A 25,028-nucleotide genomic window follows, 5' to 3' on the forward strand; every position below is an offset into this window, starting at 1 on the left:
TCTTAGGTTCTTTGTTAACACAAAACTAGTACGCATTTAAGGGGTACAGGCAAGCAAGTTTATAAAAGATACCCCGCATTTTTTATGGGGTAAAAAAAGCTGCCGGTAGTTTTTATTGCAATTGCCTTTGAATGATTACAACAAAAAAGGTTGTTTTTCAACAACCTTAATCAATACATTTGAAATTGGATTTTAAAACTAAACCGGTATGTTTTAAGGACGGATTTTTAAACGGGCCACATTGGATATTGGTTTTTACAGGTATTGGTTTCAGCTGTTTAGCTTAGGGCTTTAATAACACAAAAATAGAATGCCCCGCTTTTAGCGGAGCAAGCAAGTTTATGAGGTTAACCCCACTTTTTTTAGGGGGTGATGAAGTAGTTAGATTATTGAAATAAGAAGGGTTTCCCTGTTATCGCTTTTAAGGCTGATAGAAGATTTATCAACCGTATTAATAGACCATTGGGTATTTAATCTTTGACCGAAGGGATTATTACTGTCTTTAAAACTGATGGTAATGGTTTTTGAGATATTGTCTTCCAGCCAGTGGCCTTCAATGGTATTGCCATCTTTACTGGCCACTACTTTACCCGAAGCATCAAAAGCAAAAGCGTAACCTTCAAAAACGCAGGTATTGTCGTTGGTGGCATTACCAAAGCAGTTCACCTTCCAGGCGCCTTTAGTAGTAAGTTTATCTGTAATTGAATTTGAAACCGCTAACTGATCTATACTGGTACATGCGGCAAAGTATACTATTACTGAGCACTTTAGTGCAAAAAGTAGAAAAGGCTTTTTCATGTGACTGGATCTTAAAAGGATTCCTAGTTATAACAGAAAAAGCCTTGCTTTATTGTATATATGAGATTAAAAAGCTATTAAAAGCCTAAAAACGGGTTTCCAGGTAGGCCGGTAACATAGCCCGCCAGGTTGGCCAGTCGTGTTTCCATTCATGGCCCCACACATCCAGCTCGTAATTAATGCCTTTACTATACAAAACGCCGGCAAATTCCCTGGCTGCATCAGGTGCTTCATACTCGCCGCTGCCGGTTAGGATATGTACATGAGAGCTTCTGCGTATCTGTTCTAAAACGTAATGATCGGTAAGATTTGGAATATAATGCATGGGTGAATTAAAATACACCTGGTCATCATAAAAACCATCGGTATATTCCATCAGGTTATATACGCCACTCATGGCAATTACACCATTAATAAGATCGGGACGTTTTAAAAAAAGGTTCATGCTGTGCAAAGCACCAAAAGAAGCACCGCAGGTAATAATGGGTGTTTCCCAGGAAGTGCTGTTCCTGATAAAAGGCACCACTTCATTATAAATATATTCGTTGAACTGGTTTTGGCGAATGGCTTTGTGCTCACCTTGTATTTGCTTGTTCATCCAGCTTTCGGTGTTGATGCTGTTTACAGAAAACACTTTTACTTTTCCGCTATTGATATAAGGAGCCAAACAATCCATCAACTGAAAGCGTTCATATTCCAGGTAATCTGCAGCTGCAGTAGGTACTAGTAACAAAGCAAAACCATAATCTCCATAAGTAACAATGGGCATTTCTTTTTGCAGTGCCGGGCTAAACCAGCTGGTGAGTTCTCTTTTCATGTTTTGGTGTTTGTTTCACAAAGATGCACAAAGTTGTAACACAGAGATGCACGGAGTGGAATTAAAATTTCCTGAAGCAGAATTTTATAAATATCTGCAAAATGCTATTAATTAATCAGTCTTTTAATGCCGTCTTTAAGTAATTTATTCTGAAAATTAATGATCAAACCAAGTTTATAATTACCTAATTTAAGATACGTGAGAAGTTGTGCGATATGAACATCATTTATCGCTTCTGTTCTTTTTAATTCCACCACTACTTTATTTTCCACCAACAGATCCATTCTATAACCATGGTCAAGTTTTACTTCTTTATAAACGATTGGCATTGGCTTTTCTTTTGCTACAAAAAGGCCTTTTTCAGTCAAGTCATAATGAAGACATTCTCTGTAAGCTGATTCTAAAAGCCCCGGACCAAATGCTCGGTGTACGTCAATGGCACAGCCAATAATAATAGTAGCAATTTCATTTTCTGTCATAGTGTAGTTTATGACGTAGATGAAGTGATAGCTGAGTAGGTTGCACGAAGAGAATTATTACACAAAGTTACCCGGAGGTTTTTCACAGAGATACACAAAGAACTCTGTGAATCTTTGTGTATCCTCAGCGCATCTCCGTGTCAGAACTATTCTAACGCACCTTGCTTATTCCACAAAGTTACCCAGAGGTTTTTCACAGAGATACACAAAGAACTCTGTGAATCTTTGTGTATCCTCAGCGTATCTCCGTGTCACAACTATTCTAATACGCCTTCTTTAATCTCTGTCCACAATTCCCGATAACATTTTGCCGCATAACTGCTGTTGGCAAATTCCATAATTGGCGCTTTGTGTACACCCATTTTTTCTACATCAGATAAATAAGGAATATAGTTTTGGAAGAAACGTTTGTCCTTATATAATTCCTGCATGATTTCGTTGTGCATGTTTTTACGCAGGTCGGCCATGGTAAAAAAACACATCATCTTGGCAAGGTCAAGGTCCTTTTCTTTAAAATAATCCTTTACCATATGGTAAGTGCGGATGGATAAAGTAGTAGGAATAACCGGCATCAGTACAATATCCGCAGCATTAAAAATATTTTCACTTAAAGCACTAAACCCCGGAGGGCAATCGATAAACACAAAATCATATTCTTTATCCAGTTGTTTCAATACCCCTTTCAGCCTGGTTTTGTTACCCTTCATTTCTTCCAGCATAATATCGAATGTTTTAGAACTGCTGTCGGCAGGTATTACATCCAGCAATTCAAAATCAGTGCTCATAATACCATTTTCCAGGTCGGCATCTTTGGTAATTAATTTTTTAATGCCGGGGTGGGTTTTGGGTTTTGCCTTATAATAAAACGAAGAAGAACCCTGTGGATCAATATCCCACAGTAAGGTTTTAAAACCATCGGCAGCAGCTAAATAGGCGAAGTTTACACAACTGGCGGTTTTACCAACGCCGCCTTTAAGGTTGTAAAGAGCAATTGTTGTCATGATTTATGTTTTATAAATATCGGATTAGTAAGATAGGATTTTTTCAGGAAAATCGTACCTTTTACAAAACATGCTTATGCAAATTCCAGCACATTACAACCGGCTGATGCCGTATATGATCATTCCAGAAGCGTATGACTTCATTACTTTTATGAAAGCTGTATTTGGGGCAACCGAACAGGTAATTGTGCCCCGTAGCGAAGGCGTAATTATGCATGGCGAATTGCGGATCGGGGATGCCGTAATAATGTTTGCCGATGCTACCGAACAGTTTGCACCCCGGCCTGCCGGTATTTTTATTTATGTAGATAATGTGGATGAAACCTATAAAAAAGCATTGGCTTTTGGCGCTGTATCACAAATGGAACCATGTACAATGGACTACGGTTATACCTGTGGTTTTAAAGATGCTTTTGGAAATGACTGGTGGCCGGTGCATGCAGCCCAATAATTAATCCAGTTGCTCCCACCAGGCTGAGAATTGTTGTGCATCATCATCAATAGACACTTTTTCTCCAATCATTGGGGTAAGTAAATGCAGTTGCTTTTCCTTTGCGGCTTTATATACCCTTTTAATCGAATCGTCCCAGGTATGATTGGCTAAAGCAAATTTACCCCAATGCACCGCCAGTAATTTTTTAGCTTTCAATTCCTGTGCTGCCAGCGCTGTTTCTTCGGGCATCATGTGAATGTATTTCCAGTTTTTATCGTACTGACCACATTCTAATATCGCCAGGTCAAACGGGCCATGCTGGTTACCGATAGTTTTAAAATGGTCATCATAACCACTATCGCCGCCGAGGTAAATTTTATGTTTGGGTGTTTGTAAAACAAAGGATACCCATAATGCACCGTTTCTTTTAAATCCTCTGCCCGAAAAATGCCTTGCCGGGGTAACTGTCACTGAAAAGCCATCTGCAAGTGTTACACTTTCATTCCAGTCTTTTTCAATGATCATATCTTTTTTAAAACCCCAGCGCTGTAAATGTTCGCCGGTACCCAACCCGGTGATGATAGTTTTTGTTTTGGGTTTTAACTTTCTTAGCGTATTGTAATCCAGGTGGTCCCAGTGATCGTGTGAGATAAACAAATAATCAATGGCGGGAATATCATCTGTAGTATAAATATCCGAGCCCGGAAAACTCTTTGTGGTAAAACTTAATGGCGATGCAGCACCGCTCAATACCGGATCAACTAAAATTGTTTTGCCATCAATTTGCATAAAGTAAGAAGAGTGCCCCATCCATACCAAAGCATTTTCATCTTTCTTCAATGCAAACAGGTCAGTTTTTACAGAAGGTAACGCCTCTGCCGGTTTTTTTCTTTCTTTTTGTTTGAATAAAAATTCACCAAGTACAGAAGTAAAGCTGGCGCCTTCGGTTAAGCTGGGTGTATGGCTTTGATTTTGAAAGGCCCCACTTTTATATTGCGGAGAAACCCTTAGTAATTCTAATCTTTCGCCGGTAGGCTGACTGCCAAATTTTGATTGCTGCATGAAAAAATAAACGGCTGCTACTAATGCCACAACAATTACCAAAGACACTATCATTTGAAAACTTATTTTTTTGAAAAATCGGATGCTCTGTTAGTGTAGACGAATGAGGGGAAGAGATGTTTTATGGGCCAGGATATTTTTTATATTCACTGCGTGAATATGGTTGCCACAAATTACACGAATGGGCACGAATAATACAAAACCATTAGTGTTAATTTGTGTAATTAGTGGCAACCAAAAACTACGAAGTAGTTTCAAACTATTTTTTCATGCCTTCCAATTCTTTTTGCAACCTGAACATTTCATCCCTCAATCTTGCAGCTTCCATAAAATCCAGGTCCTTGGCAGCTTTTTCCATTTGCTTTTTTATTTTGCCAATACCTTTTTCCAACTGGGGAATGGTTTTGTATTCTACTTCATCTTCGGCAGCAATGCTCACAATATCTTCATCAGGTTTAATGGAGTATGGGTTTGCAGGATCGTAACCTCTTACATCCAGTACCGAGCCTTGCGCCATAATTTGTTGCGTATCTTTTTTAATGGTAGTAGGAGTGATATTGTGTTCAATATTGTAGGCAATTTGTTTTTCCCTGCGTCGTGTGGTTTCGTCAATTGTTTTTTGCATGCTCTCTGTCATTACATCGGCATAAAAAATTACCAGGCCATCTACATTACGTGCAGCTCTTCCTGCTGTTTGTGTAAGACTTCTTTCATTGCGTAAAAAACCTTCTTTATCCGCATCTAAAATAGCGACTAAAGAAACTTCGGGCAGATCCAATCCTTCTCTTAATAAATTCACACCCACCAATACATCAATTATACCAAGGCGTAGCTCACGTAAAATTTCCACACGTTCCAAAGCATCTACTTCGCTGTGGATGTATTTACATTTGATGTTAATACGTTCCAGATATTTCGTCATCTCTTCCGCCATGCGTTTGGTAAGTGTGGTTACCAAAACACGATCGCCTTTTTTAATTCTCTTATCAATTTCATCCAGCAGATCATCAATCTGATTTAAAGAAGGACGCACTTCTATCGGCGGATCTAATAAACCGGTAGGGCGAACTACCTGTTCCACCACAATGCCTTCACTTTTTTCCAGTTCATAATCGGCAGGTGTTGCCGAAACAAAAATGGTTTGCCCTGTCAATGCTTCAAACTCATGAAAATTTAAAGGGCGGTTATCTAATGCACTGGGCAAACGAAACCCATAATCTACTAAAATTAATTTACGGCTTCTGTCGCCACCATACATACCACTCACCTGCGGAATCGTTTGATGGCTTTCATCAATCATCACAATAAAATCTTTTGGAAAATAATCTAACAAACAGAATGGCCTGGTGCCGGGCTTTCTTCTGTCAAAAAAACGGGAATAGTTTTCTATACCATTGCAATAACCTAATTCACGAATCATTTCCAGGTCGTAATTCACCCTTTCGCTGATGCGTTGCGCCTCAATATATTTTCCTGAGTTTTTATAATACGTTTCCTGCGCCAACACTTCATCCTGTATTTCATGTACTACCTGTTGCAACATATCTTTTGGCGCCACATACAAAGTAGCAGGAAAGATAGCCGCATTCTCTACGCTGCTGATGCGTTTGCCGCTGCTGAGTTCCAGTGTTTCTATCGTTTCAATTTCATCGCCAAAAAACGTAATGCGGTAACCAAAATCCACGTAAGGCAAATTAATATCGATCGTATCTCCTTTAACACGGAAGGTACCTCTTGTAAAATCGCCTTCACTTCTGTTGTATAAAGAATTGACTAAAGCATGTAAAAAAGCCTGCCGTGAAATTTGCTGGCCTTGCGTAATACGGATGATGCCGTTTTCATAATCAGTAGGGTTACCCATACCATAGATACAACTTACACTGGCCACAATAATAATATCTCTTCTGCCGCTTAATAATTGTGCCGTGGCCTGCAATCTTAATTTGTCTAATTCTTCATTAATGCTCAGGTCTTTTTCGATGTAGGTATTACTCACCGGCATGTATGCTTCGGGTTGGTAGTAATCGTAATAACTTACAAAATAACCCACGGCATTATCAGGAAAAAATTGTTTGAACTCGCCATACAATTGCGCTACCAGTGTTTTGTTATGTGTAAGTACTAATACCGGTCGTTGCACATTTTGTATCACGTTGGCCATGGTAAAAGTTTTACCACTACCGGTTACACCCAGTAAAGTCTGGTAACGTTCTCCATTCAGCAATCCTTCTGTAAGTTGCTGAATGGCCTGTGGCTGATCGCCTGAAGGTTGATATGAAGATTGAAGTTTGAATTGCATGAATAATAATTAACTAACTGAATGTTATCAAAGGTTGGAAACCTTAATAAAAAATAAATTTAATAAAAAACCGGACTGTAAATTTACCAATAATAAATGTACAGTCCGGCAATAATGTAGGCCGGAATTTTTCCGGCCGTAAACAAATTTTTATTTTACATGCCTGTCAACAGGAAAATCTGCAGCGGCCATTTCTACCATCATATCTACTTCATCAATTAATGCATCGTCATTACCGCCAAAGCCCACGCTTTTAAAACGAATGTTCCCTGTTTTGTCAATAACGAATTTTGTAGGAATACCATTCACTTTAAATTCTGACACTACTTTATCTTCATTATCTAACAACACATGAAAAGGGTAATTGTTCTTCTTCAGAAAATCAATGGCGTTTTGTTTTTTGTCTGCTTCAGTTTGCCAGGTATCCACAAAAACAAAAGCCACATCATCCCTTGCTTTTAATTTTTCCTGCACTGTTTTCATAGCAGGCATAGAAGCAATACAAGGCCCACACCAGGTTGCCCAAAAATCAACGATCACTACTTTACCTTTTAATCCTTCAAGGCTAACATCGTTGCCTTCCAGGTCTTTCAGGCTGAATTTTGGTGCCGGATCGTTAGTCATGGTTTTTGCCATTTCTTCTCTTTTTTTCATTCTGGCAGTCATTTCCAGTTTGGTAAGATAGTCGTCATAACCAGCATCTGATTTTTTCTCTGCTACATACAAAGTTTTTAAGATGGCCTTTGTTTTAGAAGATGCAGCACCATCTTTTACAAACTGTTCGATTTCTTTTTTAACCATTGCAGGGGGCAATACTTTTTCCATTAACTGGCTGTAGCGTTCATTGTACTCTGCGTTTTTATAATCGCTGGCTGCTGCTGCATCTTTTGCGTAAGGCAAACCAGTTTTAAAATCACCCGTTTGATACATAATGAATGCATAAGTATCTGCATACATGCCGTATTGGCTTTTGCGGCTACCTGTCCATTGTTTGGTAGTAAAATAATCCGGCTTTTTCTCAGTGGGTTTCAGATTTTCGGCTTTGGCATAACTGGTAGCAGATAAAGACATTTTTTTTGCCTCTTCTATATTTTCATTGGCCTCTGCCATTGCCCAGGCAATATTATTATCATTGCTGGCCGCCATTGCCTTACTTAATTTTTGATTCCACTCATTATATGATTTATAATCTTTGGCTTTTGCATAAGCATTAGCCAACTGCGATTTTAATCTGTCAATGGTTACTTTATTTTCTTCGGTTGGAGGATATTGGGTAACATAATCGTTGTACAGTGCCACTTTTTTGACCAGGTCCTTTTCCGCATAGAATTTTGTTAATGCTTCATTGTTTTTCCAGTCACCATTTGGAAAAGCAACTTTCATTGCTGTGGTCAGGGTATCAACTTTGCCTTTTCTTTTATCCCTGGTGTACCATTGTATAAGTGTGTTATAATCTTTCTCTGTAAGGTTGCCTTTGTTTTCCAGGCTCAGCAATTCTTCTTTGATAACGGGTATTGCTTCTCCTTTTTTTGCGCCATTAAGCGAAGATAGATAGGTATTAAAAAAAGTAGGGTCATTCTTTAACTCAGGGTGTTGCTTAAGCCCTTCTTCAATAATGCTGAATACTTTTTGTGCATTGAAGGTGATACCAAAGTAATCTTCGCCATAAAACCTTTGTATATTATAAAGCGTAGAATAATATTCCGGAACCGGTTCGTTTTTGCTGTTGTACACCGGAACAAAATAACCTTTGCTGGCATTGATATCCTTTTCCTTATCAGATGAAAAAGTAAAAGCAAAACATTTGGTCTTATCGCCAAGTTTAAAACTGCCGGAGAAAGTAGTGCCTGCCTGCACTGCTTTAGGTTCTATCACTTTGTATTCAGTACCATCTAAAAGATATACCACAATATCTATTTTCTTTTCATCAATTAATGGCGACAGTTGTTTGTTGTATTTAAAACTCACTGTTTGCCCGGCCTTAGGAAACTGGGGTGTAATAGTTAAGGCTTCAAACTTAACCTGTGCTGTGGCTATACTTATTAAAGCGAATGCAATAGCAGATAACAGTAATTGCTTCATTTATGGTGTTTTAAGATGAGGAATAAATATAACATGAAAAAAGCGAGGCTCAAATTAATTCTTGTTAAAAGGCGGCCTATCGTAGTAACTTTTCTGCTTGCTTTTTCCTGATGAACCACGCAATGGTAAAAGAGGGAATAATGTCTGTATAAGGAATAACTTCTTCTAAAAAATTGAGCACGCCACCAATTACGCCAAACCTGCCACCAAATAATTTGAAAAATATATAGCCCGAAAGAGGCGCCCAGATAATATCACCAAACTCTCCTAAACCCGGAACAGCATAAGTAGCCATACCAATTACATCCATGATGATACAGATGGCAATATGCGGTACAAATACTTTTTTAGGTGCTTCCATGTGTTCAGATATATTTTGTTATCAGTCCTTCAATGCCGCGGCCGTTTAAAAAATCATGCTGGTATTTTTTTATTTCTTCGGTGCTGATATCCAGTAAACCTTCTTTTTTCAATTCATGAATCTGTAATCTTTCTGTGATGGATAATTTACCATCCAATAAAAATCCAATTGAAATTAATAACTGGCACACTTCTTTTTCTTCCTTACCTGCAGCATGTAGTTTTTGGTAATAGCCTTCTTCCAGCCAATGCCTGTCTTTAGGTTGCACATTGTATATTTCAAATAAATTTTTAGTAAGTATAAAATGATTCTGATGAAAATCTCTTTTACTTACTGCAATGTATTGCAAAGTATCGTACAATAAATTTTTAAATTCTTCAGTAGGTGCCTGGTCTTTACGGATGCGCCTGCAAACTTCTTCAATAAGATTTTGCCCCATAATTATTACACGGGCTTCTTTTAAAATTACTTTGGTACCATAAGCATTCCATGCAGCAAAAATGGGGATACCTGCAAAGTCCTGTACTGCTTTTATAGCGTAACGACCAAGCAAGCGCTGTATCAATATTTTAAACAACATATTGCTGAGTGTGGCTTTTAAAATGAAGAAAAAGTTCCACGCCAGCAACGCTTTTTTATTAATGCCCTGCAAAGGATCAATACCATATTTTAAAATTTCCTTGTTCTTTTTTTCAAGACCGATATTGATGAGCAGGTTACGTTTATCTTTTTCTTTTTTAGATTGATAATTGAGAAAACCTGTGGCTACGGCTATTTCATGTGCACACCAGATGTTTAAAAAAGTGAGCAGCATAATTTCTATGATCACCAATACCACACTGTACACTAACATTACAACCGGCACAGCGAATGTTTTTCCAAACATGCTGATATTGGTATTGGGAAATAAATGCGGGAAAGCATATTGCGGTACATACAACAGCACCACACCCATGGCGCCAAAAAATGCAGCCGACCATATCGCAATTTTTTCCTTGGTGCGTATGATCTTTATTTCTTCTTCGGTTAATAAAAAAAGCTGGTTGTCAGTATTAACTTTTCTTATGGGAAGTATGCGGTAAAATAAATTGTATATCGGTTTCACCAATGCAAAATAGCGGATTTATTGAATTCTCAGTTCAACAAATCCGCTATTCATTTTATTCCGGCCTTCCGGTCGGTGAAGACACAGACTGTGGTTATAATTTCACTTCCATCACTTTTTTATGTTTCCTGCTTTCTTCTGCCATAAAACCCATCACATGGCTTTCAATAGAAGCATCAATGGTAGAAGTAAGCAATGCAGGGTTATGTTGCGATACCGCTTTTATCCAATCCTGCGCCAGCCTCCAGTCGCCGCCGCCATGGCCGTCGGTATCCTGTTTCCATTCGGTTTTTTTGCCGGTTAAAAAATCGGTCATCACAAAACTGGTCATATCACCTACCACATCACCTAAGCTTCCCATTATCCTGGTTCTGCGGCCGTCGTAAGATGTGAATGCTTCCATAGAAAATGCTGCCGTTACACCACCTTCAAATAAAATATTGGTGGTGTAATGATCGGGCTGATCGTTATCCATGCGGTACACACAACGGCCATAGTTAGTGGTTTTCAATTGTTCTAAAACATAAGCCGCCTGTTTTTCTTTTTCTTCCGGCAGGTCAAAAACATAATTGCGTTCTCTCTTGCGGTAATAAATTTCCAGGGCAGAGTAAGGGCATTGGCCTTCTACCTTGCAACCATCAGTACATCTTGCAGTACTGCCAGCCGGTGCATTTTTTTCGGTGAACCATTTCAGGTTTCCAAATGCCTGTATGTTGGTGCAGGGTTTTTCCAGCATCCATCTTAAAATATCAAGGTCGTGGCAGGATTTTGCTAAAATGATGGGCGTGGTGGCCGCACTGTTATGCCAGTTGCCACGTACATAAGAGTGGCTCATATGTATGTGCTCAATGGGTTCCATATGTTGTATGCTGATGATCTCACCCAACACACCACTCTGCATAATTTCTTTCAGCTTTACAAAATAAGGCGCATAACGAAGTACATGGCAGACGGCAACAATACGCCCTGTTTTTTTTGCCAGTGCTAAAATATCACGGCATTCTTTTTCGCTGGGAGAAATGGGTTTTTCCAATAACACATCATAACCCATTGCCAATGCTTTCATACAAGGGCCGTAATGTAAATTATCGGGAGTGGTGATAATGATTGCATCAGCAAATTTGGGCCGTTTAAAAACATCTTCCCAGGTAGTAAAACGGTTTTCATCTTTAATGTTGTGTTTTTTTGCATAACGCTCGTTGCGGATGGCAATCGGCTCTGCCACACCCACAATATCCAATTGATCGGGGTAGGCCAATGAAAAACCGCCATACACATTACCCCTGTTGCCGGCACCACAGGTAATAGCCGTAACGGGTTTATCCAATTGTAATTTTTGCTGCGGTAATAAAATGCGTTGTTTATTTTCATCAACAGCCCATGATGAAAAGGGAAGAGCAGCAGTTCCAAAAGAAAGACCTAATGCCCTAATGGCATCACGGCGGGACCAGGGTTTTGACATAAGCAATCAGTTTAAAATGTAAATGGGATGTTTAAAGTTACAAATGTTTAGTTGCGCAATAAAAAATGTTTATTTTACAGATCACAACACTTGCTTATGACTGCAACCACTCAAAGATTTACTGCATTAGATGTATTTCGTGGCATGACGATCTGCTTTATGATCATTGTTAATACACCCGGTAACGGGGCTACTACTTTTTCGCCGCTGCTGCATGCACACTGGAATGGTTTTACACCTACCGACCTGGTATTTCCTTCTTTTTTATTTGCTGTAGGCAATGCCATGAGTTTTGTAATGCCTAAATGGAATAACCTGCAGCAAAGCCAGGTGCTGTGGAAAATATTGAAAAGAACTTTCATCATTTTTTTACTGGGCTACCTCATGTATTGGTTTCCGTTTGTAAAAAGAGATGTGGCTGGTAATTTTATTTTTGCTCCTTTTGAAGATACCAGGGTTTTTGGTGTATTACAAAGAATAGCGCTTTGTTATGGTATTGCTTCGCTGATTGTATATTATGTAAAACCCAAAACAGCGGTTATACTTGCTGTGATATTTTTACTTGCTTACTGGGTTTTATTATACGTGTTTGGGGATGCCACTGATCCCCTGGGTATGCAAACCAATGCAGGCTCTATATTGGATAGGTGGTTACTGAATGAAAAACATTTGTATCATGGCGAAGGGGTGGCATTTGACCCCGAAGGTTTACTAAGCACATTGCCAGCTATTGCCAATGTTATAGCTGGCTATATAGTGGGCAGGTACATTCAGCAAAAAGGAAACAGTTACGAAGGGCTAACGGTTTTATTACTCGCTGGTGCAGCGTTATTGTTTACTGCCTATTGCTGGAACCTGAATTTTCCGGTAAATAAAAAATTATGGACAAGCTCTTTTGTAGTGCTGACTGTCGGATTAGATTGTATCATTCTTGCCACACTTATTTATATCATCAACTTTAAAAACAAAACCGGCTGGACCTGGTTTTTTGAAGTACCCGGCCGTAACCCTTTGTTTATTTACCTGCTGTCGGAATTAGGTGCCACTTTATTATACTTTTTCAGGGCAGATAGTAAAACAACTTTGTACCAATGGGTATACAACAGTATTTTTCAACCCGCTGGTGATTATCTTGGTTCCTTTTTATTCGCTGTTTGTTTTATGTTGCTATGCTGGCTGGTGGGTTATTTTTTGGATAAGAGAAAAATTTACATCAGGGTATAATTAGCGGGTCACTTTTCTCTTTAAATAATTACTGTAGTCAGGTATCTGCGTTTCATAATACTGTTGCATCAGTGGTGATGTAAGAATAAAATCTGCAGTGGCCCTGTCGCAGGCCAGCAAAATATTCCAGGCCACACCCAGGCGTAAAAGAGCTTTTACATCACTATCGTGTGCCTGTGCTTCCATCGGGTCCCAGAAAAATATCAATACATCAATTTTTCCTTCCGCTATCATGGCACCAATTTGCTGATCGCCGCCAAGAGGGCCGCTCAGCATTTTCTTTACAGGCCGGTCCAGTTTTTCTTCCAGCATTTTACCTGTAGTACCGGTAGCAATAAGGTCGTGTTTTGCCAGTACCAGTTTATTAAATTCAGCCCAATCTATCAGATCGGCCTTTTTGTTGTCGTGCGCCACCAGTGCTATTCTTTTACGGGGTGCAATTTTTCTAACGTCACTCATCTTGTTGATAATTTGTGATAAAAAACGGGATTTTTACAAAAAACCTATATATTTGCGTTCGCCTCTCTCAATTCTATCAAAAAACCATCTCCCCTTAGCTACTAATATTTGATTGACTTGCTTGCATTATATGTAAAGTAAAACTAACTAATGTAAACAAACATTTATGAGGGAAACATTTACTAAGATAGGTGTTGTTATTGTATTTCTATTATTGCAGGTTACTTCAAATGCTCAAAAGCGTATTTACGTTGCCAACGACGATCATACCGATTACATGTGGACGGCCAATGAGATCGATTATGACTCTGCTTTTATAAACATGCTTGACGTATGGATGGACTACAATGACCAGACAAAACTTGAGCATCCGGGTAATTATAATCTTCAAAGCAAATGGAACTGCGACGGAACTTTTTGGGTAAAAGCGTACAAAAAATACAGAACCCCTGCACAGTTTAGCAGGCTTATTGACCAGATAAAAAACGGGCAGATAACTGTGCCTTATTCCCCTTTAATTACTACTTATGGTGGCGTGCCTGCAGAAGCTGTTTTGCGGGGGATGTATTATGCCGGAAGCCTGGAAAGGCAATATAACCTGCGTTTTGAAATGGCAGCAGCAATGGAGAACCAGACGCTTCCCTTAGGTATGGCCTCTTTATGGAAAGGCGCAGGCGCAAAATATTGCTGGTATGGTGTGTGCGATTGTTATACCGCTGTTCCGGGGCTTACCAACAGGCAAAACCAGATTTACTGGTATAAAGGAATGGATACCAGTAAACTTTTATTAAAATGGTATAACCTGGCAAATGGTGGCCAAAGTAACTTTGTGGGTGGGTATGGTGAAGTAAAGACTGCTGATGCAGCAATCAATTACCTTTCTGCTAAATGCAGCACAGCGGGTTATCCATATACCATTGCGGGTGGTTTTGGGGTAGGTTGGGATGATTTTGAAACCACTAATGATGATTTGGTTGATGCGGCAATAAATAATACCAACGCAAGTCAGCAGATCATTGTATCCAACGAAACTGACTTTTTTCATGATTTTGAAACTACGTATGGTAGTTCCCTGCCTTCTGTAACCCAAACCTTCGGTAACGAGTGGGACCTTGCCTGTGCTTCCATAGCAGAAGTAAGTGCTAAGGTAAAACGCTCATTAGAAAAGCTACGGTCGGCAGAAGCGATGGCGGCAATAGTCACCAATTACAATCCTACTTTTGCAGGCGCTTTAGATAGTTTAAAAACAGAAGCCTGGATGGCTTTAGGCATGTACTGGGAACATGATTTTGGTTTTGCAGGAAATGTGAGTCTTATTGAACGCAATTTATATCAGCGCAGGTTAGAAGCCACTATATCTTCCTATGTTGACCAGTTATATAATCTTTCCCGTAGCAACCTGAGTAACCTTATTACAAAGAGCACCGGTAGTGCTGGCCTGCCAAGATTTTTTGCATTTAATCCCTTGGGTTGGAAGAGAACAGGCTATGCGGATTATGCCTATACTATAAGTGGCCCTACAAGGGTAATGGATGTAAGTACTAATACAGAAGTACCTTACCAGGATATTGTAAAAAATAACGTTCATTACCTCAGGGTACTTGCAGACAGCATTCCCTCAATTGGCTACAAAGTGTATGAGATACAGAATATAGCAGGATCTTTCCCGGCTAGCTGGTATACTACCGGCGTAAACGGAAGTTTTAAGTTTGTGGAAAGCGATTCTTTTAAAGTTACCTATACCAACCAGGGGGTAATAACCAGCCTTATTGATAAGCACAATGGTAATAAAGAATTAGTTGCTGCCGGCGGATTTCTTAACGATTTTGGTACTGGTAATTCCAACACCGGTACTTCTTCAGTAGAGAACAATGGCCCCGTTTCTGTAACAATACTTACCAGTACCACGGTTGCCCCTGCACGCACTACAAGAATTACACTCTTTAAAAATATATCCCGGATTGAAATTGATAACCAGATCACAGAAAATTTCACCACCAATAAAACCTGGACTTATTCTTTTAATATCACCTCACCCGATGTCTGGCACGAAGAAACAGGTGCCGTTATAAAAGCTAAACTCACTAATAACGGTGGCCATTATGCTACCCAAAATGCCCGGTACGATTGGAGTACCATTGGACATTTTGCCAGTGTAAATGATCCAACAGGCTATGGGGTCAGTCTTTCCAACCAGGATTGCTATTTTATGAAGCTGGGAAATAGCACAGTAAGTACTTTGAATCAAAATACCGCTCAATTAAACGTTTTATCCGGAGGAAGAATTAATTCTACCAACTCAGGCTTCCCTTTAGGTATTGAAGACCAGGGTAATGATATGCTTTTTAACCAGCGTTTTGCTATAACCACACATACTGCTTACTCAGCTGCTGCTGATATGAAAGAAGCATTGGAACACCAGGACTCCATGGTATGCGGAGTAGTGTATAACCCGGTTAACTTTTTATTGCCCGAACAGTATTCTTATGTTAGCAATGACGACCCGGGTTCGCTGATATGGGCAGTAAAACCTGCAGAAGAAGGTATTACCCGTGGTACTATTACAAGGGTATGGAACCTGAGTGATAATGATGCTACACCTACATTGGGTTACAACCTTATAATCAGCCAGGCTAAACGCACTACTCATGTGGAAACAGATATGAATGACAATGCCTACAGTGCAAGAAATTTATTAACTGCGATCGGGCATAATGAAATGAAAACCTTCCGGGTTAACCTGGTTATTATTCCCCTGGCTGTAAAATCTATAAGCCTTGAAGGAGATAAGATTCAGGGTTCAAATATTTTAAAATGGATCAATACCAACGAGGTTAACGTAAAAGGCTACGAGCTGGAAAGAAGTATTAATGGTGTACAGTTCACCAAAATTGCCGACGTTAAGGCAAAAGGAGCAGCTACCAGCAATTATGAATATCCGGATAAAGGCCTTAATCCTGCTACACCCTATTATTACCGTTTAAAAATGCTGAACACAGATAATAGCATTACTTATTCTAATATAGTGCTTATAAAAGCATCCAGTGATGCGTATAATATTGTGATGTACCCCAACCCGGTAACAGGTGTAATAAACGTAAACTTTATACTGGATAAACAAACCCGCTGTACTGTGGCTATTTATAATGCAGAGGGTAAAATGGTAAAATCTGTTTCGCCACCATTATTTGAAAGAGGGAATAATTATTATTCTATGCCGGTAAAAGACCTGCCGGCAGGCGAGTATATTTTTACGATACTGGCCGGAGATAAAAAGTATGTAAAGAGTTTTGTAAAGGAAAACCAATAGCATACCAGGCATCATTTCTACAGCAAATGGCTCCCGAACGGGCCATTTGCTTTTACCCACACCAGCTCAATTTCATGGTTATTTAATGCGGAAAGCCGGGTTAAATAGCGTACCTTTGCACCTTCAAAAAAATAGGTAAAAATTATAACTGTACTGGTTTTCAATATTTTACCACAATAATTACATAATGAATATTCGTAACATCGCAATCATTGCCCACGTAGATCACGGAAAAACTACCCTGGTGGACAAAATTTTACACAGCACCAATATCTTCAGGGATAACCAGGAGACCGGTGAATTGATCATGGATAACAATGACCTTGAAAGAGAAAGAGGCATTACCATTTTCAGTAAAAACGTATCTGTAACTTATAAAGGCGTTAAGATTAACGTGATTGATACTCCCGGCCATAGTGACTTTGGCGGTGAGGTAGAAAGGGTTTTAAAAATGGCTGATGGTGTGTTGTTGCTGGTGGATGCTTTTGAAGGCCCCATGCCACAAACACGTTTTGTATTACAAAAAGCATTGCATTTAGGTTTGCATCCTATTGTGGTAATTAATAAAGTAGATAAACCAAACTGCCGCCCTGATGAAGTGCATGATGCAGTTTTTGAATTATTCTTTAACCTGGATGCTACAGAAGAGCAATTGAACTTTCCTACTATTTACGGTAGCAGCAAGAACGGCTGGATGAATACCACACTTGATGAAATTGATAATATCTTCCCGTTACTGGATGCGATACTGGAACATGTACCCGAACCAAAAGTAAATGAAGGTACTACCCAGATGCAGATCACTTCTTTGGATTATTCTTCTTTCTTAGGAAGGATAGCTGTAGGTAAAGTAGCCCGTGGTACTGTAAGGGAAGGTCAGCAAATTGCCCTGGTACAGGCAGATGGCGGCATTAAAAAAATGAAAGTAAAAGAACTGTACACTTTTGAAGCTTTAGGTAAAAAGAAAGCAACAGAAGTAAGTGCAGGTGATATTTGTGCAATAGTAGGGTTGGAAACTTTTAATATTGGTGATACCATTTGTGATGTGGACTTTCCAGAAGCATTACCGGTGATCAGTGTGGATGAACCTACCATGAGCATGATGTTCAGCATTAACAACTCTCCGTTCTTTGGCCGTGAAGGTAAATTTGTTACTTCCCGTCATTTAAGAGACAGGCTGATGAAAGAAACAGAAAAAAACCTGGCGCTTCGTGTAGAAGATTCTGATAGTGCTGATAGCTTTTTGGTTTACGGAAGAGGTATTTTGCATTTAGGTATTTTGATAGAAACCATGAGAAGGGAAGGTTTTGAATTAACAGTAGGTAATCCGCAGGTATTGGTAAAAGAGATTGATGGCAAGAGGTGCGAACCTTATGAGAACCTGGTGGTAGATGTGCCTTCAGAATTCAGTGGTAAAGTAATTGACCTGGTTACACAACGTAAGGGAGAAATGCTGATCATGGAAAGCAAAGGCGAAATGCAGCACCTGGAATTTGATATTCCTTCAAGAGGGTTGATTGGCTTACGCAGCAATATGCTGACCAATACAGCAGGAGAGGCAGTAATGGCTCACCGCTTTACCGATTACCGCCCATGGAAAGGTGTAATACCGGGCAGAAGCAATGGTGTGTTATTATCTAAAAATACCGAAAAAACAACAGGCTACTCTATTGATAAATTACAGGACAGAGGCAGGTTCTTTGTAGATCCGGGAGATGAAGTTTATGCAGGACAAATTATTGCCGAGCATATTAAGCCAGGCGATTTAAATGTAAATGCTACCGAGCCTAAAAAATTAACCAATCACCGTGCAAGTGGTAGTGATGATGCCAGCAAGGCAGCTCCAAAGATCATGATGACGCTGGAAGAATGTATGGAGTATATTCAACAAGATGAGTGTATTGAAGTAACACCAAAAAGCATCCGCATGCGTAAAGTGATTTTGGATGAGAACGAACGTTCAAGAGTTTCAAAGTCGATGAAAAGCGAAGCGGTATAAATTATATTTTAACTTTGTTTATTAACCCGGAACTAATACTTCCGGGTTTTTATTTTGCCCGCCAATTATCTCATGGTTTAAATCTGTGCATGTTTTCAATAGTAAATTTTTAGAACTATGTTTGCGTAATTTATAAATATGGATGCCTCCAATTGCATGTTATCTGTAATAATGCCTTGCTTTAATCATGGTATTTATTTACAGGATGCTTTAGACAGTATTAAAAAAGAAAGGGTAAATTTTTCTTTTGAAGTGATCATTGTTGATGATGGCTCAACAGATGCGTACACACTTACAAAACTCGACGAATTAAAAGCGGAAGGCTATACTGTAATTCACCAGCAGAATGGAGGCCCGGCAGTGGCAAGAAATACAGCTATTAAAAATGCGAAAGGGAAATATATTCTTCCACTGGATGCGGATAATATGTTGACACCGGAGTATATTAATACCGGGATCGCTATTTTAGAAAAAGGCGAATACCAGGTAGTATATTGCACTCCTGTTTTTTTTGGAGATACCGGTGCCGATGCAAGAACTTTTCAATCTATCCCTTTTGATATTACTGAATTATTAGCAGCTAATTACATAGATAATTGCGCTATGTTTTTAAAAGAAGTGTGGGTAAAAAATAATGGCTACGATACCAACATTCCTTACTGGGGCCACGAAGACTGGGAGTTTTGGATAAATGCTTATGCTAACGGTTTTAAATTTTATTTTATTACCGAAAAATTATTTCACTACCGTATTGTAGCAGCTTCAGTAGCTACGCAATTTAAAGATGAAAAGAAAAAAGCAGATAATCAGAACTACATTGTAAAAAAGCACCACCAACTTTACCTGGACGAATACCTTAAGCTTAATTATATCCGTAAAAAATATACAACAGATATTAAGCGTTTCCTTTTTGCGCCGTTTATTTTTTCGGGCTACCTGCTTAATGTGATTAAATCTCCATTTAAAAAAGCGGAAGAAAGATTTGCAAAGAAAAATACTACCGGATAAGTTTCAGACTTAATAATTGGCTTTAAAAAACATTTTAAGGCTATACAGATTTTTCCTGTACCTCGGTTTGTTTTTAATCACCAAAAGCGTATCAATATTTTTAAAGAAAAAAAGGCTTCGGTGTAAGCTTAGTTTGCGGGTAAATAAGCCCAGCATTTCACTAAGTATTTGTTTAGTATTATTGTTGGTTACAGGAGCTTTTTCAAAAGCTTTTAACTCCTGCAGTTTAATATTGAACTGTTGCGTTTTGGTTTTTCGCTGTTTTTTATTTTTAGATTTTCCCACACCTACTGCATTGTTATCGTGCTGGCGATATTGCACCAGTGGCATGTCTACATATTTAATTCCATTATTTGCTGCCGCACAAAAACTGATCCACCTGTCAAACATCATTTCGGCAGGTAGTGGCAAGATCGTTTTTGCAAATGCTGCTTTCATTATTATCGTGTGCCCGGGTACGCAATTACCCATTAAAAAAGGAGCGCCATCATAATAAGATTGCAGGTGCATTAAGGATTTAAATTCCTGGTGCAGGGATTGCCCGTTCTTATCTATTAAAAGTGAATTAGAATAAACAGCATCTTCTTTACCGATCTGGCTTAATAGGGTTTCAATCTTATTGAGTTCCCAGATATCATCCTGGTCGGATATAGCAATAAAATCGCCGCTACAATTTTTAAAGGAATGCTCAAAGGTTTTAGTAACGCCGCTGTTAACGGCATTAATGAACAATTTTATATAACTATACTGCTGTTGAAAATTGTTGATTATTGCAACAGTACTGTCTGCAGAAGCATCGTCAGTAATTATAATTTCAATGTTTTGATGAGTTTGATGAATGATACTTTCCAGCTGGGCTGCAATGTATTTTTCTCCATTATAAGTTGCCATTGCTACAGATACCAAAGGAGCCGTGTTTGCCATAATTAAAATATTTGCAAATAATCCGGTTAAAGATAACTAAAGAAAACTGCTGATGAAAGAACAGGCAGAAACTGCCACACGAGCATTTATTGATTGGAGAAAACCATTTAACCGATACAAAAAATAAAAGCGTAAAATAATGTAGCTGATCAGCTTTATTTCATGGCGTCCAGCCTCTTTTTCATAGCCCCGGCCATTTTCTCATTTATTTTTTTAAGTTCTTCATACATTTCAAGAGCCTTATCCTTCTGATTCAATTCCATATAGCAGTAGCCGATATACAGCATGGGCAGGTCATTGGTGGATATGGCCAGGTTCTTTTTAAATTGTGCTATTCCTTCCTCGTAAGCTTTAAGCTGGCGGTAAGCATGGCCCAGCTCATTATAGGCGGGTTTGTAATCATTATCAATTTCAAGGGCTTTAACACCATACTTTACGGCTTCCCTGTAATATTCTTTTGCATTATTGCACCAGGCCAGGCTGTAATAAGTTACTTTGTTAGTGCTGTCAATTTTTACTGCCTTCAGGTAATTCTCTATGGCGTCATCAGGCCTTTTTATTACGTCCCTGTAAATATTGCCCATTGCAAGATAAGCATCGGTAAATGCCGGGTTTAGTTTTACAGCAGTTTTCAAAATCATAACCCCACTGTCTGGTTTGCTGGCTTTTACATAAGCCAGGCCGGCGTGTATATATGCGGAATCATATTTTTTATATAGTGATATAGCTTTTTTGTAGGCAACAATGGCTTCGGGAACCCGGCCGCTTTCTTCAAGGGTCAATCCCTTTTGATACAATGCAACCGCTTGTTTTGGCGGTTGTGCCATTACAAAAGCTGAAATAAGGATACCTAATAAACCAGTGTAAAAATATTTGATCATGCAGTAAATAATTTATAAGCAAAGTAAAAGCAAGTTTGTCTTCTACAGACAGCTTTTTTTAAAATTTTTAGTTAAACAATCCGCTCAAAAAGGCATATTCTTCGCTAACTTTGCCACTGCAAATGAAAAAGACTTTTATCATTCTGTTGTTGGTATTTAGCGGTATTGTTTTTAGCCCACAGGCTAAAGCACAATGTTCGGTATGCACTAAAACGGCTTCACAAATGGGTGAAAAACCTGCCAAAGGGCTTAACCAGGGCATTTTATATTTGATGTTTGCCCCTTTTGCTATTGTGGGCATAGTAGGCTATCAATGGTGGAGAGGCAATAAAGAATATGAAGCCTGATCAAGATTGATCTTCTTTCAGCCGGTTATGGCTGCCATCACAGAATGGAGGTGTTTTGGTTTGTTTACACTGGCAAAACCACACTTCTTCTTCCTTTTCAAATTCTACTTTTAAGCTACGGTAAGGCAATACGGGTTCGTTATGCTCATTAATGGTATGCTCGATGCGCTTGTGGGTGCCATCACAAAAGGGTTGTTTTTCGGTACTAAGGCCACAGGTACACCAGGAGTATATTTTTCCGGGAACAACATTTACCATCGCCGGTTCTTTTTTGGCAACATGCGGTAAGTTCTTATTAGGGATCATTTCCATCAGAAGTATTTTTTTATAAATTGATACAAATTAAAGGCATCGCCTTCAGCAGCTATATTGTTTTTAAGTTCTTCTTTGCTAACGTCTTTCATACGCTTTTGTTCAATAAGGCGAAAAGCTTTTTCGGCCAGCAGCCAATTGCGTTTGCTGTTAAGTGGCAGGTGTTTGGTATGGCTTATCAGCGTGAGCAATTCTTCAATTCCTTTTTTTTGCGATGCGGTGGTTTTTATAACCGGTACCGGCATGGTATGATTATGAAATGCAGGAGCCAGCATCAGGCGTAAATTTTTTACAAACAGGTCGGCGTCGGGCCTGTCGGCTTTATTTACTACAAATACATCGGCAATTTCCATCAGCCCTGCCTTCATGGTTTGCACTTCGTCGCCGGCTTCGGGCACTACCACCACCACTGTAACATCTGCAAGACCTGCTATTTCAATTTCACTTTGCCCTACACCCACCGTTTCCACAATAATATAATCAAAGGCTGCAGCCTTAAGCAGGTCCGTTATTTCAATGATCTTTGGATGAAGCCCTCCCAACGAACCTCTTGTAGCCAGTGAGCGTATAAACACATTGGGATTGTTATACCATTCACTCATGCGGATACGGTCGCCCAGTAAAGCCCCTAAATTAAATGGAGAGGAAGGGTCAACACAAAGCACACCCACACGTTTGCCATCAGCAACCAGTAATGCCGTTAAGGCATCTACCAATGTACTTTTACCAGCGCCCGGCGGGCCGGTAATACCAATAACAGGGGTGTGAGAAAAGGGCAATTGTTCTAACAGGTTTTCGTAACCGGCCACTTCATTTTCAACAAGAGAAATACAGCGGGCCAGTGTTTTACTATTGCCTTGTTGTATTTCTTTTAACTGTTGCTGCCACATAAGCAAAGTAACAAATTAATAGGGGCATTCCCAACAAAGGTGTTACGGGTTAAAAAAGTTACGGGTTACAAGTAATTCGGGTGTAGCCGTTTTTAATAATCGCAAACAATTTAACCCGAAACCCGTAACCCCTAACCCGTAACCCCTAACCCATACCCCATAACCAAATTAATTTGCAGCAGGCGTTTAAGTTGTTGCTCTTTATTGTTTCTTTGCAAAGAAGAGTTGCGTATAAAGCTTATTGCAGTAATGTTATTATCGGTAGTTATCATAACCAGGAACGAAGCCCATATTATTGGTACCACACTGCAAAGCCTGCAGGGAATTACCGATGATATTATAATTGTAGATAGTGGCAGTACCGATACCACCATTGCCATAGCCAAAAGTTTTGGCGCCACCATTATTGAAACCAGCTGGGATGGTTATGGCCCTAATAAAAACAAAGGTATTGCTGTTGCTAAATACAACTGGATATTGAACCTGGATGCCGACGAAGCCATCGATACCACCCTTAAAACAGCCATAGAGCAGCTGAACCCTGCGGATGAGAATACCGTATATAATTTTAAGTTCAAAAACTTTTTTTGCAATAAGTGGATACGCTATGGGGAATGGTCTGGCGATAAACATGTGCGCCTGTTTAACCGTAATACCATCCGCTGGAACGATGCTGCCGTGCATGAAGGACTTACTTTAAACAGCACCACAAAAATGGTGTTACTGCCCGGCCATGTGTTGCATTACACCACGCAAAATATTGATGAATATATTAGCAAAACAATTAACTACGCCAGGTTAAACGCTCAAAAATATCATGTGCAGGGAAAGCAGGCCAATTTTTTTAAATTGCGTATGGCTCCGTGGCTTACTTTTTTTCAGCATTATATTTTACGCCTCGGTTTTTTAGATGGCTGGGAAGGTTACCTGATTGCTAAAACCACGGCCTGGTACACTTTTTTAAAATACACTTTTTTAAAAGAGTTGAACAGGCAGTAAAAAAGAAACTATAGTGACAAACTTTATCCCCATATTTCCACTTGGCATTGTTGTGTACCCCGGCGAACAGCTGAACCTGCATATTTTTGAACCCCGGTATAAACAACTGATAAAAGAGTGCTTCGATACTAAAAAACCATTTGGTATTCCTCCTGTAATTGATGATAAATTACAGGAAACCGGCACCCTGGTAAGAGTGCTGGAGATTACTAACGTGTACGACGATGGTAAGATGGATATTAAAACAGAAGGCCTGCAGGTATTTACTATTTTAGAATCGATAAAAGACCTGCCGGAGAAATTATATAGCGGCGCTATTGTAAATTATCCTGATAATGTGGAAGCCGGCAACCGTGCGCTGATGCAGAATATTATTGCAGCCATAAGAGAACTGCATAAGTTACTTAAAATAAGTAAAGAGTTTAAAAAACCTGATGCAGAATTGTGGAGTTATGATGTGGCACATCATGCAGGCTTATCTTTAACGGAAGAGTATGAACTGCTGCAATTGCTGCACGAATTACAAAGACAGGAATATTTAAAACGTCACCTGAAAAAAGTAGTACCGGTTATTGCCGAAATGGAAACCTTAAAAGAACGGGTGCAGTTGAACGGACATTTTAAAAATTTAAAAGGATTTGATATCTGAAAGTTGAAAGTTGAAAGTTGAAAGTTGAAAGTTGAAAGTTGAAAGTTGAAAGTTGAAAGTTGAAAGTTGAAAGTTGAAAGTTGAAAGTTGAAAGTTGAAAGTTGAAAGTTGAAAGTTGAAAGTTGAA

The 25,028-nt window shown here is 39.2% G+C and carries 23 protein-coding genes; 8 read left to right on the top strand and 15 right to left on the bottom strand.

Features of this window, described 5'->3' with window-relative positions:
• Positions 1 to 381: 381 nt before the first annotated feature.
• From ACQ334_RS21805 to ACQ334_RS21820, 4 genes are all read right to left on the bottom strand, one after another.
• The gene (locus tag ACQ334_RS21805; protein WP_430990395.1) at positions 382 to 798 is read right to left on the bottom strand and encodes a hypothetical protein; all 417 of its coding nucleotides are present in this window, start codon (positions 796 to 798) and stop codon (positions 382 to 384) included.
• An 85-nt stretch (positions 799 to 883) separates the two neighbouring features.
• A complete protein-coding gene (locus tag ACQ334_RS21810) occupies positions 884 to 1,615 on the bottom strand; it encodes an esterase family protein (protein ID WP_430990396.1) in 732 nt (243 codons plus the stop codon).
• A gap of 107 nt (positions 1,616 to 1,722) precedes the next feature.
• Complete coding sequence (locus tag ACQ334_RS21815; RefSeq protein WP_430990397.1) at positions 1,723 to 2,094, bottom strand: GxxExxY protein; 372 nt, start codon at positions 2,092 to 2,094, stop codon at positions 1,723 to 1,725.
• 257 nt (positions 2,095 to 2,351) lie between these two features.
• Positions 2,352 to 3,095 (bottom strand): ParA family protein, encoded by a 744-nt coding sequence (locus tag ACQ334_RS21820; RefSeq protein ID WP_430990398.1) that lies wholly within the window; start codon positions 3,093 to 3,095, stop codon positions 2,352 to 2,354.
• Between the two features lie 76 nt (positions 3,096 to 3,171).
• Between ACQ334_RS21820 and ACQ334_RS21825 the strand changes: the two genes are divergently transcribed.
• Positions 3,172 to 3,546 carry a VOC family protein gene (locus ACQ334_RS21825; protein WP_430990399.1) on the top strand — a complete coding sequence of 125 codons (375 nt, stop codon included), beginning with the start codon at positions 3,172 to 3,174 and terminating at the stop codon, positions 3,544 to 3,546.
• Here the strand turns inward: ACQ334_RS21825 and ACQ334_RS21830 are convergent, their stop codons facing one another.
• From ACQ334_RS21830 to ACQ334_RS21855, 6 genes are all read right to left on the bottom strand, one after another.
• On the bottom strand, positions 3,547 to 4,644 hold the full coding sequence (locus ACQ334_RS21830; RefSeq protein WP_430990400.1) for an MBL fold metallo-hydrolase: 1,098 nt from the start codon (positions 4,642 to 4,644) through the stop codon (positions 3,547 to 3,549).
• 205 nt (positions 4,645 to 4,849) lie between these two features.
• On the bottom strand, positions 4,850 to 6,889 hold the full coding sequence (gene uvrB / locus ACQ334_RS21835; protein ID WP_430990401.1) for an excinuclease ABC subunit UvrB: 2,040 nt from the start codon (positions 6,887 to 6,889) through the stop codon (positions 4,850 to 4,852).
• 150 nt (positions 6,890 to 7,039) lie between these two features.
• Positions 7,040 to 8,971: a TlpA family protein disulfide reductase gene (locus ACQ334_RS21840; RefSeq protein WP_430990402.1), complete on the bottom strand. Its 1,932-nt coding sequence runs from the start codon at positions 8,969 to 8,971 to the stop codon at positions 7,040 to 7,042.
• Positions 8,972 to 9,047: 76 nt separating this feature from the next.
• Positions 9,048 to 9,332: a hypothetical protein gene (locus ACQ334_RS21845; RefSeq protein WP_430990403.1), complete on the bottom strand. Its 285-nt coding sequence runs from the start codon at positions 9,330 to 9,332 to the stop codon at positions 9,048 to 9,050.
• A 4-nt stretch (positions 9,333 to 9,336) separates the two neighbouring features.
• Positions 9,337 to 10,437, bottom strand: a complete 1,101-nt coding sequence (locus ACQ334_RS21850; protein WP_430990404.1) for an LBF_2804 family protein — start codon at positions 10,435 to 10,437, stop codon at positions 9,337 to 9,339.
• Positions 10,438 to 10,531: 94 nt separating this feature from the next.
• Complete coding sequence (locus ACQ334_RS21855; RefSeq protein WP_430990405.1) at positions 10,532 to 11,899, bottom strand: Gfo/Idh/MocA family protein; 1,368 nt, start codon at positions 11,897 to 11,899, stop codon at positions 10,532 to 10,534.
• Positions 11,900 to 11,995: 96 nt separating this feature from the next.
• On the opposite strand from ACQ334_RS21855, the gene ACQ334_RS21860 reads away from it, so the two are divergent.
• Positions 11,996 to 13,123, top strand: a complete 1,128-nt coding sequence (locus ACQ334_RS21860; protein ID WP_430990406.1) for an acyltransferase family protein — start codon at positions 11,996 to 11,998, stop codon at positions 13,121 to 13,123.
• On the opposite strand, the gene ACQ334_RS21865 is transcribed toward ACQ334_RS21860, so the two are convergent.
• Entirely contained in the window at positions 13,124 to 13,582 is a 459-nt protein-coding gene (locus tag ACQ334_RS21865) for a methylglyoxal synthase (RefSeq protein WP_430990407.1), read from the bottom strand. It lies immediately after the preceding gene.
• A 166-nt stretch (positions 13,583 to 13,748) separates the two neighbouring features.
• Between ACQ334_RS21865 and ACQ334_RS21870 the strand changes: the two genes are divergently transcribed.
• From ACQ334_RS21870 to ACQ334_RS21880, 3 genes are all read left to right on the top strand, one after another.
• Entirely contained in the window at positions 13,749 to 16,892 is a 3,144-nt protein-coding gene (locus ACQ334_RS21870; RefSeq protein WP_430990408.1) for a T9SS type A sorting domain-containing protein, read from the top strand.
• A 187-nt stretch (positions 16,893 to 17,079) separates the two neighbouring features.
• Positions 17,080 to 18,891: a translational GTPase TypA gene (gene typA, locus ACQ334_RS21875; RefSeq protein WP_430990409.1), complete on the top strand. Its 1,812-nt coding sequence runs from the start codon at positions 17,080 to 17,082 to the stop codon at positions 18,889 to 18,891.
• Between the two features lie 138 nt (positions 18,892 to 19,029).
• Complete coding sequence (locus ACQ334_RS21880) at positions 19,030 to 19,899, top strand: glycosyltransferase family 2 protein (protein WP_430990410.1); 870 nt, start codon at positions 19,030 to 19,032, stop codon at positions 19,897 to 19,899.
• 9 nt (positions 19,900 to 19,908) lie between these two features.
• Here the strand turns inward: ACQ334_RS21880 and ACQ334_RS21885 are convergent, their stop codons facing one another.
• Positions 19,909 to 20,823, bottom strand: coding sequence for a glycosyltransferase family 2 protein (locus ACQ334_RS21885; RefSeq protein ID WP_430990411.1), 915 nt, complete (start codon positions 20,821 to 20,823; stop codon positions 19,909 to 19,911).
• Positions 20,824 to 20,978: 155 nt separating this feature from the next.
• Positions 20,979 to 21,704: a tetratricopeptide repeat protein gene (locus tag ACQ334_RS21890; protein WP_430990412.1), complete on the bottom strand. Its 726-nt coding sequence runs from the start codon at positions 21,702 to 21,704 to the stop codon at positions 20,979 to 20,981.
• 122 nt (positions 21,705 to 21,826) lie between these two features.
• Between ACQ334_RS21890 and ACQ334_RS21895 the strand changes: the two genes are divergently transcribed.
• Positions 21,827 to 22,051, top strand: a complete 225-nt coding sequence (locus tag ACQ334_RS21895) for a hypothetical protein (RefSeq protein ID WP_430990413.1) — start codon at positions 21,827 to 21,829, stop codon at positions 22,049 to 22,051.
• Here ACQ334_RS21895 and ACQ334_RS21900 read toward each other — a convergent pair whose 3' ends face one another.
• Both ACQ334_RS21900 and meaB read right to left on the bottom strand, forming a co-directional pair.
• Positions 22,052 to 22,363, bottom strand: coding sequence for a CDGSH iron-sulfur domain-containing protein (locus ACQ334_RS21900; protein WP_430990414.1), 312 nt, complete (start codon positions 22,361 to 22,363; stop codon positions 22,052 to 22,054).
• Positions 22,363 to 23,253, bottom strand: coding sequence for a methylmalonyl Co-A mutase-associated GTPase MeaB (meaB, locus tag ACQ334_RS21905; protein ID WP_430990415.1), 891 nt, complete (start codon positions 23,251 to 23,253; stop codon positions 22,363 to 22,365). The genes ACQ334_RS21900 and meaB overlap by 1 nt, the downstream gene beginning before the upstream one ends.
• A gap of 249 nt (positions 23,254 to 23,502) precedes the next feature.
• Here meaB and ACQ334_RS21910 point away from each other — a divergent pair, with 249 nt between their 5' ends.
• Together ACQ334_RS21910 and ACQ334_RS21915 are read left to right on the top strand one after the other, a co-directional pair.
• Positions 23,503 to 24,252, top strand: coding sequence for a glycosyltransferase family 2 protein (locus ACQ334_RS21910; RefSeq protein ID WP_430990416.1), 750 nt, complete (start codon positions 23,503 to 23,505; stop codon positions 24,250 to 24,252).
• 13 nt (positions 24,253 to 24,265) lie between these two features.
• Positions 24,266 to 24,901, top strand: a complete 636-nt coding sequence (locus ACQ334_RS21915) for an LON peptidase substrate-binding domain-containing protein (protein ID WP_430990417.1) — start codon at positions 24,266 to 24,268, stop codon at positions 24,899 to 24,901.
• Positions 24,902 to 25,028: the final 127 nt, after the last annotated feature.

This window comes from Ferruginibacter sp. SUN106 (genome assembly GCF_050611765.1).
Taxonomy (GTDB): Bacteria; Bacteroidota; Bacteroidia; order Chitinophagales; family Chitinophagaceae; genus Ferruginibacter.

Coding starts and splice junctions, on each gene's coding strand:
- ACQ334_RS21810 (WP_430990396.1), bottom strand. CDS start 1,615: ATGAAAAGAGAACTCACCAGCTGGTTTAGCCCGGCACTGCAAAAAGAA.
- typA (WP_430990409.1), top strand. CDS start 17,080: ATGAATATTCGTAACATCGCAATCATTGCCCACGTAGATCACGGAAAA.
- ACQ334_RS21855 (WP_430990405.1), bottom strand. CDS start 11,899: ATGTCAAAACCCTGGTCCCGCCGTGATGCCATTAGGGCATTAGGTCTT.
- ACQ334_RS21820 (WP_430990398.1), bottom strand. CDS start 3,095: ATGACAACAATTGCTCTTTACAACCTTAAAGGCGGCGTTGGTAAAACC.
- ACQ334_RS21825 (WP_430990399.1), top strand. CDS start 3,172: ATGCAAATTCCAGCACATTACAACCGGCTGATGCCGTATATGATCATT.
- ACQ334_RS21885 (WP_430990411.1), bottom strand. CDS start 20,823: ATGGCAAACACGGCTCCTTTGGTATCTGTAGCAATGGCAACTTATAAT.
- ACQ334_RS21870 (WP_430990408.1), top strand. CDS start 13,749: ATGAGGGAAACATTTACTAAGATAGGTGTTGTTATTGTATTTCTATTA.
- ACQ334_RS21840 (WP_430990402.1), bottom strand. CDS start 8,971: ATGAAGCAATTACTGTTATCTGCTATTGCATTCGCTTTAATAAGTATA.
- ACQ334_RS21860 (WP_430990406.1), top strand. CDS start 11,996: ATGACTGCAACCACTCAAAGATTTACTGCATTAGATGTATTTCGTGGC.
- ACQ334_RS21865 (WP_430990407.1), bottom strand. CDS start 13,582: ATGAGTGACGTTAGAAAAATTGCACCCCGTAAAAGAATAGCACTGGTG.
- ACQ334_RS21830 (WP_430990400.1), bottom strand. CDS start 4,644: ATGATAGTGTCTTTGGTAATTGTTGTGGCATTAGTAGCAGCCGTTTAT.
- ACQ334_RS21805 (WP_430990395.1), bottom strand. CDS start 798: ATGAAAAAGCCTTTTCTACTTTTTGCACTAAAGTGCTCAGTAATAGTA.
- ACQ334_RS21895 (WP_430990413.1), top strand. CDS start 21,827: ATGAAAAAGACTTTTATCATTCTGTTGTTGGTATTTAGCGGTATTGTT.
- ACQ334_RS21815 (WP_430990397.1), bottom strand. CDS start 2,094: ATGACAGAAAATGAAATTGCTACTATTATTATTGGCTGTGCCATTGAC.
- ACQ334_RS21845 (WP_430990403.1), bottom strand. CDS start 9,332: ATGGAAGCACCTAAAAAAGTATTTGTACCGCATATTGCCATCTGTATC.
- ACQ334_RS21890 (WP_430990412.1), bottom strand. CDS start 21,704: ATGATCAAATATTTTTACACTGGTTTATTAGGTATCCTTATTTCAGCT.
- uvrB (WP_430990401.1), bottom strand. CDS start 6,889: ATGCAATTCAAACTTCAATCTTCATATCAACCTTCAGGCGATCAGCCA.
- ACQ334_RS21900 (WP_430990414.1), bottom strand. CDS start 22,363: ATGGAAATGATCCCTAATAAGAACTTACCGCATGTTGCCAAAAAAGAA.
- ACQ334_RS21910 (WP_430990416.1), top strand. CDS start 23,503: ATGTTATTATCGGTAGTTATCATAACCAGGAACGAAGCCCATATTATT.
- ACQ334_RS21880 (WP_430990410.1), top strand. CDS start 19,030: ATGGATGCCTCCAATTGCATGTTATCTGTAATAATGCCTTGCTTTAAT.
- meaB (WP_430990415.1), bottom strand. CDS start 23,253: ATGTGGCAGCAACAGTTAAAAGAAATACAACAAGGCAATAGTAAAACA.